The sequence below is a fragment of the Nonomuraea sp. NPDC050022 genome (genome assembly GCF_044460705.1).
In the GTDB taxonomy this organism is placed as follows: domain Bacteria; phylum Actinomycetota; class Actinomycetes; order Streptosporangiales; family Streptosporangiaceae; genus Nonomuraea.
This window is the reverse complement of sequence record NZ_JBITKE010000005.1, coordinates 214,858-231,683: the sequence shown is the minus strand read 5'-3', so window position 1 is coordinate 231,683 and position 16,826 is coordinate 214,858. Positions and strand designations below refer to the sequence as shown.

Annotated in this window: 20 protein-coding genes; 10 read left to right on the top strand and 10 right to left on the bottom strand. The window is 70.2% G+C overall.

Going from position 1 to position 16,826, the window contains the following annotated elements; translation table 11 throughout:
* Positions 1 to 4: 4 nt before the first annotated feature.
* Entirely contained in the window at positions 5 to 805 is an 801-nt protein-coding gene (locus tag ACIBO2_RS22565; protein WP_397298868.1) for a TIM barrel protein, read from the top strand.
* A gap of 3 nt (positions 806 to 808) precedes the next feature.
* Here the strand turns inward: ACIBO2_RS22565 and ACIBO2_RS22560 are convergent, their stop codons facing one another.
* From ACIBO2_RS22560 to ACIBO2_RS22550, 3 genes are all read right to left on the bottom strand, one after another.
* Complete coding sequence (locus ACIBO2_RS22560; protein ID WP_358541535.1) at positions 809 to 1,969, bottom strand: MFS transporter; 1,161 nt, start codon at positions 1,967 to 1,969, stop codon at positions 809 to 811.
* A 102-nt stretch (positions 1,970 to 2,071) separates the two neighbouring features.
* A complete protein-coding gene (locus ACIBO2_RS22555; protein WP_397298864.1) occupies positions 2,072 to 2,950 on the bottom strand; it encodes an SDR family NAD(P)-dependent oxidoreductase in 879 nt (292 codons plus the stop codon).
* Complete coding sequence (locus tag ACIBO2_RS22550; protein ID WP_397298861.1) at positions 2,947 to 3,654, bottom strand: SDR family oxidoreductase; 708 nt, start codon at positions 3,652 to 3,654, stop codon at positions 2,947 to 2,949. Before ACIBO2_RS22550 ends, ACIBO2_RS22555 begins: the two co-directional genes overlap by 4 nt.
* Positions 3,655 to 3,727: 73 nt before the next feature.
* Here ACIBO2_RS22550 and ACIBO2_RS22545 point away from each other — a divergent pair, with 73 nt between their 5' ends.
* On the top strand, positions 3,728 to 4,279 hold the full coding sequence (locus tag ACIBO2_RS22545; protein WP_358541526.1) for a TetR/AcrR family transcriptional regulator: 552 nt from the start codon (positions 3,728 to 3,730) through the stop codon (positions 4,277 to 4,279).
* Positions 4,280 to 4,365: 86 nt separating this feature from the next.
* Positions 4,366 to 5,016, top strand: a complete 651-nt coding sequence (locus ACIBO2_RS22540) for a DUF1707 domain-containing protein (protein WP_358541523.1) — start codon at positions 4,366 to 4,368, stop codon at positions 5,014 to 5,016.
* 52 nt (positions 5,017 to 5,068) lie between these two features.
* Here ACIBO2_RS22540 and glpX read toward each other — a convergent pair whose 3' ends face one another.
* On the bottom strand, positions 5,069 to 6,103 hold the full coding sequence (gene glpX / locus ACIBO2_RS22535; RefSeq protein ID WP_358541520.1) for a class II fructose-bisphosphatase: 1,035 nt from the start codon (positions 6,101 to 6,103) through the stop codon (positions 5,069 to 5,071).
* An 82-nt stretch (positions 6,104 to 6,185) separates the two neighbouring features.
* Here glpX and ACIBO2_RS22530 point away from each other — a divergent pair, with 82 nt between their 5' ends.
* From ACIBO2_RS22530 to ACIBO2_RS22520, 3 genes are all read left to right on the top strand, one after another.
* On the top strand, positions 6,186 to 6,785 hold the full coding sequence (locus ACIBO2_RS22530; RefSeq protein ID WP_397298855.1) for a TetR/AcrR family transcriptional regulator: 600 nt from the start codon (positions 6,186 to 6,188) through the stop codon (positions 6,783 to 6,785).
* A gap of 119 nt (positions 6,786 to 6,904) precedes the next feature.
* Entirely contained in the window at positions 6,905 to 7,441 is a 537-nt protein-coding gene (locus tag ACIBO2_RS22525) for a DUF4245 domain-containing protein (protein WP_397298852.1), read from the top strand.
* Positions 7,442 to 7,532: 91 nt separating this feature from the next.
* Positions 7,533 to 7,799, top strand: coding sequence for an exodeoxyribonuclease VII small subunit (locus ACIBO2_RS22520; protein WP_358541511.1), 267 nt, complete (start codon positions 7,533 to 7,535; stop codon positions 7,797 to 7,799).
* Between the two features lie 44 nt (positions 7,800 to 7,843).
* Here the strand turns inward: ACIBO2_RS22520 and ACIBO2_RS22515 are convergent, their stop codons facing one another.
* On the bottom strand, positions 7,844 to 8,254 hold the full coding sequence (locus ACIBO2_RS22515) for a nitroreductase family deazaflavin-dependent oxidoreductase (protein ID WP_358541508.1): 411 nt from the start codon (positions 8,252 to 8,254) through the stop codon (positions 7,844 to 7,846).
* Between the two features lie 88 nt (positions 8,255 to 8,342).
* Here ACIBO2_RS22515 and ACIBO2_RS22510 point away from each other — a divergent pair, with 88 nt between their 5' ends.
* A complete protein-coding gene (locus ACIBO2_RS22510; protein WP_358541505.1) occupies positions 8,343 to 8,933 on the top strand; it encodes a helix-turn-helix domain-containing protein in 591 nt (196 codons plus the stop codon).
* A gap of 11 nt (positions 8,934 to 8,944) precedes the next feature.
* On the opposite strand, the gene xseA is transcribed toward ACIBO2_RS22510, so the two are convergent.
* Both xseA and ACIBO2_RS22500 read right to left on the bottom strand, forming a co-directional pair.
* The gene (gene xseA, locus ACIBO2_RS22505; RefSeq protein ID WP_358541501.1) at positions 8,945 to 10,195 is read right to left on the bottom strand and encodes an exodeoxyribonuclease VII large subunit; all 1,251 of its coding nucleotides are present in this window, start codon (positions 10,193 to 10,195) and stop codon (positions 8,945 to 8,947) included.
* A 27-nt stretch (positions 10,196 to 10,222) separates the two neighbouring features.
* Positions 10,223 to 11,383: a hypothetical protein gene (locus ACIBO2_RS22500; RefSeq protein ID WP_358541497.1), complete on the bottom strand. Its 1,161-nt coding sequence runs from the start codon at positions 11,381 to 11,383 to the stop codon at positions 10,223 to 10,225.
* Between the two features lie 98 nt (positions 11,384 to 11,481).
* Here ACIBO2_RS22500 and ACIBO2_RS22495 point away from each other — a divergent pair, with 98 nt between their 5' ends.
* The gene (locus tag ACIBO2_RS22495; RefSeq protein ID WP_358541493.1) at positions 11,482 to 12,447 is read left to right on the top strand and encodes a 4-hydroxy-3-methylbut-2-enyl diphosphate reductase; all 966 of its coding nucleotides are present in this window, start codon (positions 11,482 to 11,484) and stop codon (positions 12,445 to 12,447) included.
* Positions 12,448 to 12,544: 97 nt separating this feature from the next.
* Here the strand turns inward: ACIBO2_RS22495 and ACIBO2_RS22490 are convergent, their stop codons facing one another.
* Together ACIBO2_RS22490 and ACIBO2_RS22485 are read right to left on the bottom strand one after the other, a co-directional pair.
* Positions 12,545 to 13,054: a DUF6542 domain-containing protein gene (locus tag ACIBO2_RS22490; protein WP_357944099.1), complete on the bottom strand. Its 510-nt coding sequence runs from the start codon at positions 13,052 to 13,054 to the stop codon at positions 12,545 to 12,547.
* Between the two features lie 14 nt (positions 13,055 to 13,068).
* Positions 13,069 to 14,271 (bottom strand): DNA recombination protein RmuC, encoded by a 1,203-nt coding sequence (locus tag ACIBO2_RS22485; RefSeq protein ID WP_397299889.1) that lies wholly within the window; start codon positions 14,269 to 14,271, stop codon positions 13,069 to 13,071.
* A 164-nt stretch (positions 14,272 to 14,435) separates the two neighbouring features.
* Between ACIBO2_RS22485 and ACIBO2_RS22480 the strand changes: the two genes are divergently transcribed.
* Together ACIBO2_RS22480 and ychF are read left to right on the top strand one after the other, a co-directional pair.
* On the top strand, positions 14,436 to 15,209 hold the full coding sequence (locus ACIBO2_RS22480; protein ID WP_358541487.1) for a hypothetical protein: 774 nt from the start codon (positions 14,436 to 14,438) through the stop codon (positions 15,207 to 15,209).
* A gap of 11 nt (positions 15,210 to 15,220) precedes the next feature.
* A complete protein-coding gene (ychF, locus tag ACIBO2_RS22475; protein WP_357944103.1) occupies positions 15,221 to 16,297 on the top strand; it encodes a redox-regulated ATPase YchF in 1,077 nt (358 codons plus the stop codon).
* A 109-nt stretch (positions 16,298 to 16,406) separates the two neighbouring features.
* Here the strand turns inward: ychF and ACIBO2_RS22470 are convergent, their stop codons facing one another.
* The gene (locus ACIBO2_RS22470) at positions 16,407 to 16,682 is read right to left on the bottom strand and encodes an IS66 family transposase zinc-finger binding domain-containing protein (protein WP_358541484.1); all 276 of its coding nucleotides are present in this window, start codon (positions 16,680 to 16,682) and stop codon (positions 16,407 to 16,409) included.
* Positions 16,683 to 16,826: the final 144 nt, after the last annotated feature.

The window sequence follows — 16,826 nt, the reverse complement described above, 5'->3', positions numbered from 1 at the left end:
CGTCATGAACCTGGCTGGAGCGCCCATCTCGTGGGGCGTGTGCGAGGTGCCCGGCTGGGGCTTCCAGCTCCCGCCCGAGCGGGTGCTCGCCGAGATGCGCGACCTCGGCCTCACCGCGACCGAGCTGGGCCCGGACGGCTTCCTGACACCCGCTCTCATCGAGGAGTACGGCCTGAGCGTCGCGGGCGGGTTCGTGCCCGTGGTGCTGCACGATCCGGGTCACGACCCGCTCCCCGGGCTGCCCCCCGACCCGCCGGGCATGCTCGTCCTGGCGGCGGCCACCGGCGCCGACGGTTACGACACCCGGCCGGTCCTCGACGAGAAGGGCTGGGCGACGCTGCTGGCCAACCTCGACCGGATCGCCGCGGCGTACGGCCGTGGAGCGTCCCTCCACCCGCACGTCGGCACCATGATCGAGACCCGCGAGGAGGTCGACCGGGTGCTCGGCGGCAGCTCGATCCCGCTCTGCCTCGACACCGGTCACCTGCTGATCGGCGGAACCGACCCGGCCGCCCTGGCCGCGGCCGATCCCGGCCGCGTCGCGCACGTCCATCTCAAGGACGTCGACGCGTCGCTCGCCCGGCAGGTCGCCCGCGGCGAGCTCACGTACACGCAGGCCGTGCGGGCGGGCGTCTACCGGCCGCTCGGGCAGGGCGATGTGGACATCACGGGCATCGTCTCCGGCCTTGAGAGCAGCGGCTACCAGGGCTGGTACGTCATGGAGCAGGACGTGGTCCTGTCCGGTCCGGGGGACGAGCCGGTCCACGACGTACGGCGTAGCCTCGCCTACCTAGGGGTCGGCTGACTGTCATGCGGCCTCTTTGACCCGTCGCGGCTCGAAGCCCCTGGCCAGGACGATGATCACGGCGGACAGCACCAGCGGCGCGGCGAACGCCACCTGCATGTCGCTGGCGCTGGCGATGCCGCCGACCAGCGCCGCGCCTACGATGAAGCCGACGTAGTTGAACATGTTGACCCGCGCGATGGCCACCCCCGTCCCCGCCGGGTCGAGCCGCCCCGCCGCCGAGAACGACTGCGGCGCGATCACCGACAGCCCCACCCCGGTCAGGCCGAACGCCAGGATGGCCAGCGGCTGGTTGGGCGCCAGGACGATGCCCAGGAAACCGAGGGTGGCGATCCCGCCGCCGATCCTGACGATCGCCGCCGGTCCGTACTTCCTGACGGCGACGTCGCCGCCGAGCCTGATCAGCAGCGTGGTGGCCTGGTAGGCGGCGTAGGCCAGCGGGACGACCGCGGGGGTCGCGGTCAGCACCTGCTGCATGTAGACGGTGCTGAAGTTCGAGACGGAGGCGTCTCCGACGTACAGGAAGGCCATCGCCAGGCAGAGCGGGATGATCGGCTTCCACGGGAACCCGCCGGCGGCCGTCGCGGCGCTCTCCTCGACCTTCTCCTCCTCGACGGTGCACAACTGTGGCCCGGCGTACAGGGAGCCCGCCACCGCCACGACCATCGGAACCGTCATCGTGACGATCAAGGGAAGCTCGGCCGCGACCGATGCCCACAGCGCCCCGGCCGTGCTGAACACGCTCCACATACAGTGGAAACCGTTCAGCACGGCCCGCCCGTAACGACGTTCGACCGCCACGCCCTGCATGTTGATGCCCGCGTCGACCGCGCCGAGCCCGAGGCCGAACAGCAGCAACGCGAGCACCAGCAGCGGCACGCTCGGCGCGAGGCTGATGAGCACCACGGCGACGGCCACGACCGGCTGTGCGAGGCGGAGCAGCGGCTTGCTCCCCTTGCGCGAGGCGAACCACCCGGCGCCCACGCTACCCAGCCCGGCGAATATCGGCACGATGAGCAGCAGGATCGTCAGGGCGCCCTCGTCGAGCCGGTGTTTGGTCTGCAGGTTCGCGACCTGGGCGAGCAGCGTGATGAACGAGAGGCCCTGCACCGCGTACACGACGAACGTGGCTATGCGGGCCTGGCGATCACGAGGAGTCGGCACGGCGGCCTCCTGATGGGGGGAACGTGAGGCGGGGTCAGGTTAGCCGCTTGGCCAGCTCTTTCGCCACCATCCCACGGCCCTGGGACGGTGGTGGCTCGCGGATCAGCCCAGTGCTCGCCGTACGAGATCGTCGCTGAGCTCGCGCAACCGCTTCCGCGCCGCGAGATCGTATGCCTGGGCGTCGGCCCGGCTCTCCCGCAGCCCGTTGAAGTAACGCCCACTCACGCCGTCGAGCCCGTCGATCAACTGCCGCGTCGCCGCCACGCCCTCGTCGACCGTGCTCATCACCGGCGCACCCGCTTCACGGACCATCGTGGTGTCCATGTACGTGGCCGGGTGCAGGGCGTTGACCGTCACGCCCTGCCCGGCCAGCTCCTCGGCCAGGTCGAAGGTGAACATGATCTGCGCGAGCTTGCTCTGGCTGTAGGCGCGCTGGCGCCCGTAGCCGTGGGTCAGCATCGGGTCGGCGAAGTCGATCGCCTGTTGCCCGGCCGAGGCGACGTTCACCACCTTCGACGGCGCCGACCTGACGAGCAGCGGGAGCAGCCGCCGGGTCAGGTGGTATCCGGCCAGGTAGTTGACCGCGAAGCGGAGCTCGATGCCGTCCTGGCTCTCCGCGCGGCCGGAGCCGGGCGGACCGCCGCCCATCCCGGCGTTGTTGACCAGCACGTCGAGCCGGTCGAACCGGCCGAGCACCTCGTCGGCCAGCCGGTCCACCTGGCGCAGGTCGGCCAGGTCGGCCAGCACGCCTTCGGTGGTGCCGCCCGCATCAGCCAGCACGCCTTCGCCGGTGCCTCCCACGTCGGCCCGCGTTCGCTCCGCGTCGGCTCGCTCCGGGTCGGCCCGCTCCGCGTCGGCCCGCGCCCGCCGTACCCGCTCCGGGTCGCGTCCGTGCACGATGACCCGGTCGTCGGTGGCGAGCCGTCGCGCCAGCTCCCGCCCGAGCCCGTCCGTCGCGCCGGTGATCAGGACCGTCCTCATGCCTTGAGCCTGCCCCCTCCGTCGACGGTCAGCACCGTTCCGGTGACGAAGGAGTTGCCCACCACGTAGGCGATCGTTGCCGCCACGTCCTCCGGCCGGCCCACCCGGCCGACCGGCGAGCTCCCCGCCGCGTGGGCGAACAGGGCCTCCCGCGCGTCGTCGGGGAGCCCGGACCACCACTCGGTGTCGATCACGCCGGGGGAGACGGCGTTCACCCGGATCGGGCCGAGCTCGACCGCCAGGCCGGGCACCGCGGCCTCGATCGCGCCGTTCACCGCCGCCAGGGCGGAGACGCCGGGGAAGGCCGAGCCCGCCGACGCCGCGGTCACGAACGTGATCGAACCCTCGGGATCGAGTACGTCCAGAGCGGCCTGCGCGGCCAGCAGGTGCGGGATCAGCTTGTTCTGTACGGCCTCGACCAGCGCCTCCCGCGTCAGTGAGCGCAGCGGCCCGGCGGGCCCGCGGCCGGTCACGGTGATGATCAGGTGGTCGATGGCACCGGTACGGGCGAAGAGATCGCGCATCGCCTCGGTGTCACGGGCGTCCACGGCCTCGCCCGAGGCCCGGTCGCCGAGCAGCTTCACCGCGTCCGCCACCCGCTCGGCGGACCGGCCGGTGATGACCACCTCGGCGCCGTCGGCCGCCAGCCGGGCCGCCGTAGCCAGCCCGATGCCCGTGGTGCCGCCAATGATCACGACTCGCATCGTGTTTCCTCCTAATTCAAGACATCTTGCCTCGAAACTATATCGAGGCATCGTGTCTTGTAAAGTGGCGGGCATGGTAGGCAGACCGCGTAGCGAGGTGGCCAGGAAGGCGATCCTCAAGGCCGCGCTCGACCTGTGCGAGCGCGACGGATACCCGAATGTCACCCTGAAGGGCGTCGCCGCCGCGGCGGGCGTCGGCAGGCAGACCCTCTACCGCTGGTGGCCGACCAAGCGCGAGGTGCTGCTGGAGGCGATGACCGACCTGGTGGGAGCCGAGATGCGGCCCCCGCCCATGAGCGGGGACGCGGGGGCGGACCTGGTCGCGTTCCTGCGCGAGACGTTCGCGGTGGCCCATGGCGTGGCCGGGCGGGTGGTCGTGGGTCTCATGGCCGACGCCCAGGCCGACCCCCGGTTCGCCGCGGAGCTGCGGGACAAGCTCATCGGCCCGCGCCGGCAGGCATTGCGCTCGGTGCTGGAACGCGGCGCGCTCCCGGCCGACGTGGACGTGGAGCTCGCGGTCGATCTGATCTTCGGCGCCATGTGGTACCGCCTGCTCAACCGCCACGCCGAAGTCGACGAGAGGCTCGCGGAGGAGATCGCGGCCCTGGTCGCGCGGCTCGGCTGATTCTCGGCTGACTTTCGAGGCACTTTCGGCTGGCGCGGCGACCGAGGCGCGAGCGAAGTGGCCGACTGCCGGATATCGTCAGAAGTGTGAATGAACGCCCGGGATCCTGGTTGCCACGCCTGCAAGAAGTCGGAGAACGGCTGGCCGAGGAATGGGTCTCGGCACGCCGCCCCAAAGAGGGCGACAGCGGCCCACGCCCGGACGAACTACGCGCCTCCGACGACGATCGCGAGCGGTTCGTCCAGGTGCTCCAGGACGCCCACGCCGACGGCCGCCTCATGCTCGACGAGTTGGAGGAACGGCTCGGCGTCGTCTACGCGGCCCGGACGCTGGGCGAGCTCGCCGCGGTGACGGCCGACCTGCTGCCGGCGGATCAGCAACCGCTGAACCTCGACGGCAGGCCGGTGTCGGCGTTCTTCAAGCAGGAGCAGCGCGGCGGACGCTGGGTGGTGCCCGCCGAGCTGAGCGTGACCGCCATGTTCGGCACCACCAAGCTGGACCTCCGCGAAGCCATCCTGCAGAACCGGCGCGTCATCATCAACGCGACGCTGGTCTTCGGTGGCCTGGAGATCCACGTGCCCGAGGGCCTTGAGGTGATCCGCGTCGCCAAGGGCAACACGGTCCGGCTGACCAAGCAGCCGACCGAGCCCGAAGCGCCGGTGGTCGAGGTACGCACCACGAACTTCGCGGGCGACGTCAAGGTCAAAGAGCCGCCCCGCCGCAAGCGCCGCCGCTGATCCCTATCCCTAACCGGCCCTATCCCTAACCGGCCCTATCCCTAACCGGTCCCTATCCTGCCGTGTCGAAGTTGATCGCGCTGTAGGCGCGCAGCTTCGTGAGCTGGTGCTCGCTGTCCACCTTGCGGATGGTGCCCGAACGCCCGCGCATCACCAGCGAGTGCGTCAGCGCCACCCCGCCCCTGAACCGTACGCCCTGCATGAGCTCGCCCTGCGTGATGCCCGTCGCCGCGAAGAACACATCCTCCGAACGCACCAGGTCGTTCGTGGTCAGCACCTGGCCGAGGTCGTGTCCGGCGTCGAGCGCCTTGCGCCGCTCGGCGTCGTCGCGCGGCCACAGCTTGCCCTGGATGACGCCGCCCAGGCACTTGAGCGCGCACGCGGCCACGATGCCCTCGGGCGTGCCGCCGATGCCCAGCATCAGGTCGATGCCGGTGTCGGCGCGGGCCGCCATGATCGCGCCCGCCACGTCGCCGTCGACGATGAACTTGATCCGCGCCCCGGTCTCCCTGATCTCCTTGACCATCTGCTCGTGCCGCGGGCGATCGAGTACGACGACCGTCACGTCGGATGCCGAACAGCCCTTGGCCCTGGCGACCGCCTGGATGTTCGTGGCCACCGGAGCCTCGATGTCGACCACGTCAGCGGCGTCGGGGCCGGTGACCAGCTTCTCCATGTAGAACACGGCCGACGGGTCGTACATCGAGCCGCGTTCGCTCACCGCGATCACCGACACCGCGTCCGGCATGCCGAGCGCCGTCAGCCGGGTGCCGTCGATCGGGTCCACGGCCACGTCGCAGTCGGCGCCGCTGCCGTCGCCGACGCGCTCGCCGTTGAACAGCATCGGGGCGTGGTCCTTCTCGCCTTCCCCGATGACCACCACCCCGTTCATCGACACGGTGTTGATCAGCTGGCGCATCGCGTTGACCGCGGCGCCGTCGGCGCCGTTCTTGTCGCCCCGGCCCACCCAGCGGGCCGCCGCCATCGCGGCCGCCTCGGTGACGCGTACGAGTTCCAGGGCCAGGTTGCGATCAGGGGCGCGCTCTCCCGTGGCCAGCGCTGCGGGTACGGACGTCTGATCGGACATGATGAAGGGCCTCCTCGTGGACAAACTGTCTCGATCGTAGTTGTCCCTGTATCCCCGGTCACCGGAGGATAATGTGCCTGCCATGAGCAGCGATGTGGAACAACCGGCGACAGCCCGCACCTCCGGGCGAGGCGCGGCCACGCGCAGCGCGCTACTCAAGGCCGCCAGAGACGTCTTCGTCTCCAAGGGTTTCGCCGAGGCCGGAGTGACCGATGTGGTGGCCAAGGCCGATGCCAGCGTGGGCAGCCTCTACCACCACTTCTCCGGCAAGGCCGACCTCTACCTCACGCTGTTCGAGGAGTGGCAGGGCAGGCAGGCCCAGCGGACCAAGCAGGCCGCCCGCGAGGCTCGCGCCGAAGGAGAGAACGACCCGATGCGGGTCTTCATCCGCGCCGCCCGCGCCTACCTCGACGGGTGCATCGAGGAACGCGAGCTCGCCGCGCTGTTCCTGCGCGGCGACGGGCCGCCCGGCTTCGAGCTCGTCATGCGTGCCCGGCTGCGCAAATGGGCCGAGCGCAACGCCGCGCTGTTCGAGGACCAGGGGGCGCTGGTGGTCGTCCTCACGGGCGCGCTCGCGGCCGCCGTCTCCGAGGTGGTGCTGTCGGACGACCCCGCGCTGGCCGAGGACGTGCTCGCCATCATCGGCCAGATCCGCCCGGCCGCTTCGTCGGGCGGCGAGTAGATCCGCCCGCCCGTTCGGTCGGGCGGCGGGTAGATCCGCCCGCCCGTTCGGTCGGGCGGCGGGTAGATCCGCCTGGCCACTTCGTCGGGCGGCACCACCAGCGGGTAATCTCGCCAGTTGTGCGACGGTTCACGGAAGGTTTCTACGGCTACGCGGTAGCCCTGCTCGTCTGTCTTGTGGGGGTAGGGCTGTTTCTGCTGGTCACGCCGCAGAGCCGGGAGGAGCACATCCCCAAGCTCGACTACTCCATCACCGTCGCCAACTTCGGGCATGACGTGCCCTACCAGGTGTGGGCGCCCGCGAAGGACCCGGCGGGCTGGATCCCCAACAGCAACAGGATCGCCAAGGGCTCCGGCGGGGCCAAGGTCCTCTACCTGGGCTATGCGACGGCCAAGAGGCAGCACGCCATGTTCGTGCAGAGCGACGAGAAGCCGGCCGCCGGGTTCGCCGACCGGATGGCCAACTCCAACCGGGCCGTGGGCACTCAGCAGGTGGCCGGGCAGCCCTGGGAGCAGCGCTTCCGCGAGGACAAGAAACAGCGCTCGCTGATCCGGGTGTTGCCCGAGGTCACACTGGTCGTCACCGGCACCGCCGACTGGACCGAACTGGGCGAACTGGCCGCCATCCTGCAGCAGCGACCGAAGCCGACGAGCTGACCCGCACCCCCGACTCGGAGGCGAAGGGCTGACGCGTGGCGATGGGCTGAGCCGCTCCTCGCCGGGGCTCCTCGGCGGGCCAGGGCGCGGGATGTCGGTGCCTGACCCTAGGGTGGTGCCCGTGGCAGAAGAGAAGGCACCCTCATACGAGCAGGCCCGCGAGGAGCTGACCGAGGTGGTGCGCCGCCTGGAGACGGGCGGGCTCACCCTGGAGCAGTCGATCGAGCTGTGGGAGCGCGGCGAGAAGCTGGCCGCCATCTGCGAGGAGTGGCTGCAGGGCGCCCGGGTGAAGCTCGCCGCCGCCATGGCCCGCCGCGCCGACCCCACCACCAATCAGTCGGACGACGCCCCGTTCTAGCCACCCCGCAGTCGGACGACGCTCGTTCTGGCCGCTGATGCTCGTCAGGCGGAGCGGTGGAGGGCCACTACCGGGATGCGGCGGGTGGTCTTCTCCTGATACTCCGCGAAACCCGGGGCGATCGAGACCACGTGGGCATAGAGCCTGTCGCGCTCTTCCTCGCCCACGACCTCGGCCGTGAGCTCGTACGTCTCCGTCCCGATCTCGGCGGTCACCTCGGGGTTGGCGACCAGGTTGTGGTACCACGCCGGGTGGCGGTCCGCGCCGGCGTACGAGGCGATCACGATGTAGCGGTCACCGTCCTCGAAGTACATCACCGGGCTGGTCGTGCGCTTGCCGCTCTTGGCGCCCGTGGTCGTCAGAAGCACCAGGTTGGCACCCTCGAACATGCCCCCGACCTTGCCCTTGTTGGCACGGAACTCGGCGATGATCTGCTCGTTGAAGTCGTTCGCCATGATCGCTCCTCGAATCGGAAATTTCTCCATTTATGGCAGCCAAAGCCTAGCCGGAGAAATTTCCGTTTACCACGTTTATGCTCAGTCTGTGTGCGAGCGCCGATCCCTGCCGATCATCGGGCAGCCCCAGCCCGAACGGGCTGACGCGGCCCGCAACAGGCAGAAGATCATCGAGGTGGCCGCCAAGATGGTCGCCGACGGGTGTATCGGCCGGCTCTCCCTCGACGAGGTCGCCCGTGAGGCGTGCGTGGGAGTCGGCACCGTCTACCGTCGCTTCGGGGATCGGGCGGGGCTGGTGCTGGCGCTGATCGACGACCGCGAGCGGCGCTTCCAAGAGGACTTCCTGCACGGGCCGCCGCCGATCGGGCCGGGCGCGCCTCCTGCCGAGCGGATCAGGGCGTTCCTGCACGCGCTGATCGATCGGGTGGTGGCGCAGATGGACCTGTTCCTGCTGCTCGGGCCGCCGACCGCGCAGCTGAGTGGGGCGTACCGGGCGCATCACACTCACCTGGCCGGGCTCCTCGCCCAGGTACGCCCGGAAGGCGCGAGTTTCCTGGCCGACGCGCTGCTGGCGCCGATCAACGCCCATCTGCTCCGATACCAGCGGGACGAACGTGGCATGTCGATCGAGGAGATCAAGGCCGGATTCGACACCCTGACCCAGGCGATCAGGACATGAGGCAAGCCGTTTCAGGCGGTTTCGTCGGAAGCCTTCTTGCGAGGCTTGCGGGGTTTGGTGGGATCTTCCGTACGGACAGTCAGGCGGTCGTCGCTGAGCCGGATCGTCAGTAGGGAGCCGGGAGCCACGTCCTTGGCCAGCCGGACGACCTCCCCGGACGGATCCTGGACGATGGCGTAGCCGCGTTCGAGCGTGGCGGCGGGTGAAAGGGCGACGAGCCGGGCGCGGAGATGCGACAGCGAGTCCTCCGCGCGGTCGAGCGAGCCACCCAGCGAGCGTCTGGTCCGGTCGCGGAGCGCCTCGACCTGCTCGGCCCGGCGTTCGAGCTCGCGCACCGGGTCGGCCAGCGAGGGCCGGGAGCGCGCCGACGTCAGCCAGGACATCTCCCGGTCGAGCCAGCCGCCGAGCACCCTGCGACCCCTGTCGCGCAGCTGCCGCACCAGTGTTAGCTGCTCGCCCACGTCGGGCACCACCTTCTTGGCGGCGTCGGTCGGTGTCGAGGCCCGCACATCGGCCACCAGGTCGAGCAGCGGACTGTCCTGCTCGTGGCCGATCGCGCTCACGACAGGAGTGCGGCAGGCGGCCACGGAGCGCACCAGCGTCTCGTCGGAGAACGGCAGGAGGTCTTCCAGGGAGCCGCCGCCACGGGCGATGACGATCACCTCGATCTCGGCGTCCGCGTCGAACTTACGCAGCGCCTCGGTGACCTCGCCCACGGCGTACGGGCCCTGTACGGCCACTTCCTCGACCTTGAACCGCACGGCCGGCCAGCGGCGCCTGGAGTTTTCCAGCACGTCGCGCTCCGCCGCCGAGTCGCGGCCACAGATCAGCCCGACCGTGCCGGGCAGGAACGGCAGCCGCCGCTTCCTGTCGGCGTTGAACAGGCCCTCGGCGGCCAGCAGCTGGCGCAGCCGTTCGAGCCGCGCGAGCAGCTCGCCCACGCCGATCGGCCTGATCTCCAGCGCGGTGAAGGCGAACGAGCCCTTGTTGACCCAGAAGTCGGGCTTGACGTGCACCACGACCCGCGCGCCGTCGGCCGGGCGGGGCATGGTCGCTTCGTAGACGCCGCGCGGGGCGGTGACCCGGGCCGACACGTTGGCCACCGGGTCGCGCAGCGTCATGAACACCGTGCCGCCACGCGCGCTCAGATCGGTGATCTGGCCCTCGACCCAGACCGTGCCCAGCTTGCCGATCCAGCCGCCCACCATCTGCAGGACGGTGCGGATCGGCAGCGGAGACTCGGGCGAGGTCTTCGAGGTCATGGCGGAAGACTACGGTGCCAGGACGACTTATTCCCCGGCCCGCAGCTTGACCAGGCGGTTCTCGAACATCCGGACAACCTCGGGCCGCCCGCTCGTGGCCTGCTCGTACGCGATGAGCTCGGTGATCTGCTCGGCCGACTTGCCGCGCATCCTGGCGCGCAGGGAGGCGACGGTCAGCTCGGAGTAGCCGGGCAGCGGCTCGGCCAGGTCGGTGGCGGCCTTCGTCTCGGTGACTGCCACTGCCTCGGCGGTGGCCTTCGCCTTGGGAGTCGCCTTCGGCTTGGGGGTGGCCTTTGCCTTGGGGCTTGCCTCCGCCTCGGTGGTCGCCTCTGCCTCGGTGGCGGTCGCCGTCTCCGTGGCGGCCTTGGCCTTGGGGGCGGCCTTCGGCTTGGCGGCGGCCCGGGGCTTGGCAGGGGTACGCGGCTTGGTGGCCCGCGCGGGCTTGACCTCGACGGCCTCCGGCGCGGCGACCGGCTCCGCTCCGGCCACCGGCTCGGCGGCGACAGCGGGCTCGACGGTGGCGGCCTCGGGCTCGGGCGCGATCTTGGGCTCAGGGACGGCGATGGGCTCAGGGACGGCGCTGGGCTCGGGCGCGACAGCGGGCTCAACGGTCGCGGCCTCAGACGCGGCCACCGGCTCGGGGGCGACAGCGGGCTCGACGGTGGCGGACGCGGGCTCCGGCACGGTCTTGGGCTCGGGCGCGACAGCGGGCTCAACGGTCGCGGCCACCGGCTCGGGGGCGGTCACCGGGGCGGGCGCGGCAGCAGCCTCTGCGGCGGTCTCGGTGGTGGTGGCCTCGGGCTTCGGCTTGGCCGCCGGGGCGAAGATGACCGGGTCCGGCTTGGTCTTGGGGGAGCCGTTGGACGCGGGGGTGTCGGACGGCGTGGGGCGCGGCGCGAAGATGACCGGCTCCTTGCGAGCGGGCTTCGCCACCTCCTCGTCCGCGGTCACGGGCGGCGTCACCTGGTCGGCGGCGGACGGGCGGGAGTCGTGGTCCGCCTCCTTGTCCTCCTTGCCGCCGATTCCCTTGATCGAGTTCTTCATCCGGTCGACGAGCAGCAGCGCCTGACCGGCCGCGCTCAAAGTGGTCTGGATCACGAGGAGGGGAAGGTCTTTGGCCTTCTCCTTCAGCTCGTCCTTGTTGGTGATGGTCTTCGTGATGTTGCGTATCACGTCGCTGAGGGACATGACGTCTCCCTGGGAGGTCTGTATTGGACGGCCAGTCTGGCACGGCGGGCAACCACGCACGCGCGGGCCTGTTGGCCGCTCCACGTAGCATAAGAAGTATGGAGCCCCAGACCCCCACTTCCCGCCGAGTCCTCGTAGCCCGGCCACGCGGCTACTGCGCCGGAGTCGATCGAGCCGTGGTGGCGGTCGAGAAAGCACTGGAGCAGTACGGTGCGCCCGTCTACGTGCGTAAGCAGATCGTCCACAACACACACGTGGTCAAGACGCTGGAGGCCAGAGGCGCGATCTTCGTCGAGGAGACCGAAGAAGTGCCCGAGGGCGAGATCGTGGTGTTCTCGGCCCACGGTGTCTCACCCGCGGTGCACAACGAGGCCAGGCAACGCGGATTGCGCACGATCGACGCTACCTGCCCGCTGGTCACCAAGGTGCATAACGAGGCAAAGAGGTTCGCTGGCCAGGAATACGACATCCTGCTGATCGGGCACGAGGGGCACGAAGAGGTCGAGGGCACCGCCGGTGAGGCGCCCGACCACATCCAGCTCGTCGACGGCCTCGACTCCGTCGACCGGATCCAGGTCAAGGACCCGTCCAAGCTGGTCTGGCTGTCGCAGACCACGCTCTCGGTCGATGAGACCAACGAGACGGTGGCCAAGCTCAAGGAACGCTTCCCCACGCTGATCGACCCGCCCAGCGACGACATCTGCTACGCGACGCAGAACCGCCAGGTCGCGGTCAAGGAGATCGCCGCCGAGTCGCAGCTGGTCATCGTGGTCGGGTCGGAAAACTCCTCCAACTCCAAGCGCCTGGTCGAGGTGGCCAAGGATTACGGCGCCGACGCCTCCTACCTGGTCGACAACGCCACCTTCATCCGTGACGAGTGGCTCGAGGGCGTGACCACGGTCGGCGTGACCAGTGGCGCCTCGGTGCCGGAAGAGCTGGTCGCCGAGGTGCTGGCCCGGCTGGCCGAGCACGGGTTCGACGACGTCGCGGAGGTCGAGCCGGTCCACGAGAGCGTGCGCTTCGCACTGCCGCACGAGCTCCGCAAGGACCTTCGAGCCTCCTGACCTCGGACGCACTCAACCTCGTCGGCGTGTCCGGCGGGTCCGGGCCTGGTCGGGCGCTCGGCGTTCCCGGCGGCTTGGTCAGTTCCCGGCGCCCGGGTTACTCCTCGGTGCGCGCCGTGCCGTACACCTTGGGCTCGAAGTAGCCCTCAGGCTCCGGTACGAACGACTGGCGCGGGCGCGGCGCTTCGGCGCCCGCCCGCAGCTCCTCGCGCAGATCCCGTACGTTGTCGCGCAGCCCGCGACGCCAGGCGACGACCAGCACGATCGCCGAGCCCGCGAACAGCCAGGGCGCCCCACGCGACAACGAGCTGAACAGACCGACCAAGAGCGACTGCATGATCGACAGCGCGCCGAACGCCCGGCCCAGCTCGACGAAGAACGTCGCGACGAAGAACACCAGCGGCGGCGTCACCACCAGCGACAACAGCTCGCGCGGGTTGACCAGGAGCACGCCGAGCAGGCTCGCCACCACGAACACCGGCCCGACCACGATCGGCAGGTTGATCACGGCGGCCACGACATAGGCCGCCAGTGTGGCGATCAAGGCGAGCGCGATGGCACCGCGAGCGGTCAGCCTGACGGCTGATCGCTTGCCTCTCTCACTCATTGGCCCCCGCCCCCTTACTGCGACCCGTTGGCCAACTTACCGTTCGCGTGCGAGATCAGAGACGAGGTTTCCAGCAGTTCGGGCGAGGCCAGCGGCCTGGGCAGGCCCTCCAGCATCTCCGGAGCGTCGAGTTCGCGGTCGACGACGCCCAGATCGTGCAGCTTGCGCGCGCTGACCAGCACGCGGCTTTCGAGCGATCCCACAGTCTTGTTGTATGCCTCGACGGCCCGGGTCAGGGACTTGCCCAGGGACTCGACATTCCTTCCCAACGACGAGAGCCGCTCGTACAGCTCCTTGCCCAGCTCGAACACCGCGCGCGCGTTCTCGCTCAGCGCGGCCTGCTGCCAGGCGTACTGGGCGGTGCGCAGCATCGTGATCAGCGTGGTCGGGGTGGCGATGTGCACGCGGCGCGTCATCGCGTACTCCAGCAGCGCCGGATCCCGCTCCAGCGCGGGCGCCAGGAACGCCTCGCCGGGGATGAACAGCACCACGAACTCCGGCGACGGGTTGAACCCCTGCCAGTACGTCTTGGCGGCCAGCCGGTCGACGTGCTCGCGTACGTGTCTGGCGTGCGCGTCGAGCCGCACGGTGGCCAGCGAGTCGTCGGACGCCTCCGCGGCCTCCAGATAGGCGGCCAGTGACACCTTGGAGTCGATCACGATGTTCTTGCCGCCGGCCAGCCGCACGATCATGTCGGGCCGCATGGCGCCCTCGGTGACCTGCTCGTCGAAGTCGCAGTAGCGCTGCATCCCGGCGATCTCGGCGACCCTGCGCAGCTGCAGCTCGCCCCACCGGCCACGCGCCTCGGGCCGTTGCAGCGCCCGGACCAGCGCCATGGTCTGCGAACGCAGCTCCGCGCTGCTCTGCCGGACGAACTCCATCTGCTTGGCCAGCTCGGCCCGGCCGGCGCGCTGGGCCGACTCGGTGTCGCGCAGCTGGGCCTCCACCCGCGTGAGCGCGTCCTTCAGCGGCTCGACGAGGTGCTCGACCGCCTGCCTGCGCTGGTCGAGGTCGCCGCTGGCCTCGGCGCGGCTGGCGGCCAGCCGGGTCTCGGCCAGCTCCAGGAAGCGGAGGTTGTTGACGTCGAGCGCCCGGGTGGACAGCGCCTGGAAGCGCTCGGCGAGCTGCTCCTCGACGTAGACGAGCTTGTCGGCGGCCGATCTGGCCTTGGCGTCGGACTCGGCCAGCCGCACCGCCGCCCGGGTGCGGGCGATCATGAACCCGATGGCCAACCCAACGGCGAGGCCGATGAGAAGCGAGACGACATCCACTCCTTCGCTGTCCACTCCAACGATGATGGCAGGTCATCGATCGCGGATCTCTCCGACACGCTTGGGCATTCCGCTTGTGCGCCTCATCATCAGTCACCCACAGTACTTGTATGATTACCCGATGGCGGCCGACGCTGTCGCTCGTGGCGGCGCTCGCCGTGGCGGCCGGCGTGGTCGCGCTGGCGGTGGTGGTCGTCCGCGCCGGCTCCCCGCGCCCCGTCGCCGCCCAGAACCCCCGGCCGGCGCTGCGGTGGGAGGCCGGCGCGTGCGTACGCCGATCCGCCGAACGCTACGACCTGACGCCCTGCAACGGCGGCGACGCCGAGGTGGTCGCCTTGTCCGCAGACCCGCCGGGGCCGGGCGCCTGCCCCGACGACGTCGACGACGTTCTGCGCATCGACGGAGGGCGCGCCGCCTGCGTACGCAACTTCCTCGAACCGCACCCCGGCGCGCCGGGCGGTGGCGGGGGAGTGCTCAGACCGGGCGACTGCGTCGCGCTCGACGGCCGCGAGCGGCCGTGTGCGGGATCAGGCTGGTACGGCAGAGCCGTCGCTCTCGTCCGTTCGCCGTCGAGCTGCCCCGTGACCACGCTCGACACGCTGACTTTGGACGGTCCGGCACCCGGCACACCGTCCGGCGACGCCGTGATCTGCCTGGGCCGCGGCGGCAAGGTGCTCGGCCGGGGGATGTGCGTGGCCGAGCCGGGCCCCGGCGCCGTGACCAGGTCGGCGATCGACCGGGTCGCCTGCGCGTCGCCGAGGGCCTGGGCCCGGGTGACCGCCTTCGCCGAGTCCGCCGCGAGCTGCCCGGGCAGCTCCGAGCGCTACCTGGAGGCTCGGGGCGCCTATCGGCCCGTGACCTGCCTGAGTCTTGTGAGCAAGTAAACTCAGCGAACGTGAGCCTCTCCATCGGCATTGTCGGTTTGCCCAACGTAGGCAAGTCCACGCTGTTCAACGCGTTGACCAAGACCGGCAACGCCCTAGCCGCGAACTACCCGTTCGCCACCATCGAGCCCAACGTGGGCATCGTGGGCGTGCCCGACGACCGGCTGCCCAAGCTGGCCGAGATCTTCTCCTCGGCGAAGGTGCTGCCCGCCAAGGTGGAGTTCGTCGACATCGCCGGCCTGGTCAAGGGCGCCTCGGAGGGGCAGGGGCGGGGCAACCAGTTCCTCGCCAACATCCGCGACACCGACGCGATCTGCCAGGTGATCCGGGTCTTCACCGACCCCGACGTCACGCACGTCGACGGCGAGATCTCCCCCAAGCGCGACATCGAGACCATCAACACCGAGTTGATCATGGCCGACCTGCAGACCGTCGAGAAGGCCGTGCCGCGCCTGCAGAAGGAGGCGCGCCACAACAAGGACAAGAAGGCCGCCCTGGAGGCCGCGGAGGCCGCTCTGGCCGTGCTCGAGACCGGCAAGACCATCTTCGAGAGCGGCCTCGACCGCGAGGAGCTGCGCGAGCTCCACCTGCTGACGGCCAAGCCGTTCCTCTACGTGTTCAACCTCGACGCCGACGAGCTGATCGACTCCGCGCTCAGGGAGCAGCTGTCCACCCTGGTCGCCCCGGCCGAGGCGGTCTTCCTCGACGCCAAGATCGAGTCGGAGCTGGTCGAGCTCGACGACGAGGAGGCGCTGGAGCTGCTGCAATCGGTGGGCCAGGAGGAGTCCGGCCTGTCGCAGCTGGCGAGAGTGGGCTTCGAGACGCTCGGCCTGCAGACCTACCTGACGGCCGGCCCCAAGGAGACCAGGGCCTGGACGATCCGTAAGGGCGCCACCGCGCCCGAGGCCGCCGGCGTGATCCACACCGACTTCCAGCGCGGCTTCATCAAGGCCGAGGTCGTCTCGTTCGACGATCTGGTCGAGGCGGGCTCCATCGCCAGCGCCCGCTCGGTGGGCAAGGCCCGCATCGAGGGCAAGGACTACGTCATGCGCGACGGAGACGTGGTGGAGTTCCGCTTCAACGTCTAATACGTGTGGCGAAAGTCCGTCTGACCTGTGGCGGAGTGGGTTGGGCGGCCTTTGCGGTCGGCGCAGAGTCCGCAGCGTGCTGACTTCGGTCAGCGCGCGGGGTTAGCGGCTACGCTGCTTCGGTGAGCTGGAACACCAGCAGGTAGGCAGCCAGCGCGCGGAGGTTCGGCCCGTACGACGACGGCGCGCCCGCCACCGTCCGCGGCAGGTCCGCGCCGGTGAGGTGGCCGCACCCGCCACACCGGCAGCGATGCGCCCGGTGCTCGGTCACCGTCATGGTGACCAGGGGAATGTCACGTACCTGACGGCGCGAATAGCCGACACTCTCCTCGGCCGACAGCGGTTTCCCGCATCCGCTGCACGCGGCGGGGATGTGGTCTTCCACCTCACTCGTGCAGGAGCATCCGCAGCTCCGCTCCACGGCCAGAAGCGCACGGGAGTGGCTGGTCGCGCGCGGAGTCGGTTCCTGAGTCCGGTCGCTCGCCACTGAGAGGGGCCCGCGCGGCGGTCAGCCGATTCACTGTTGGTT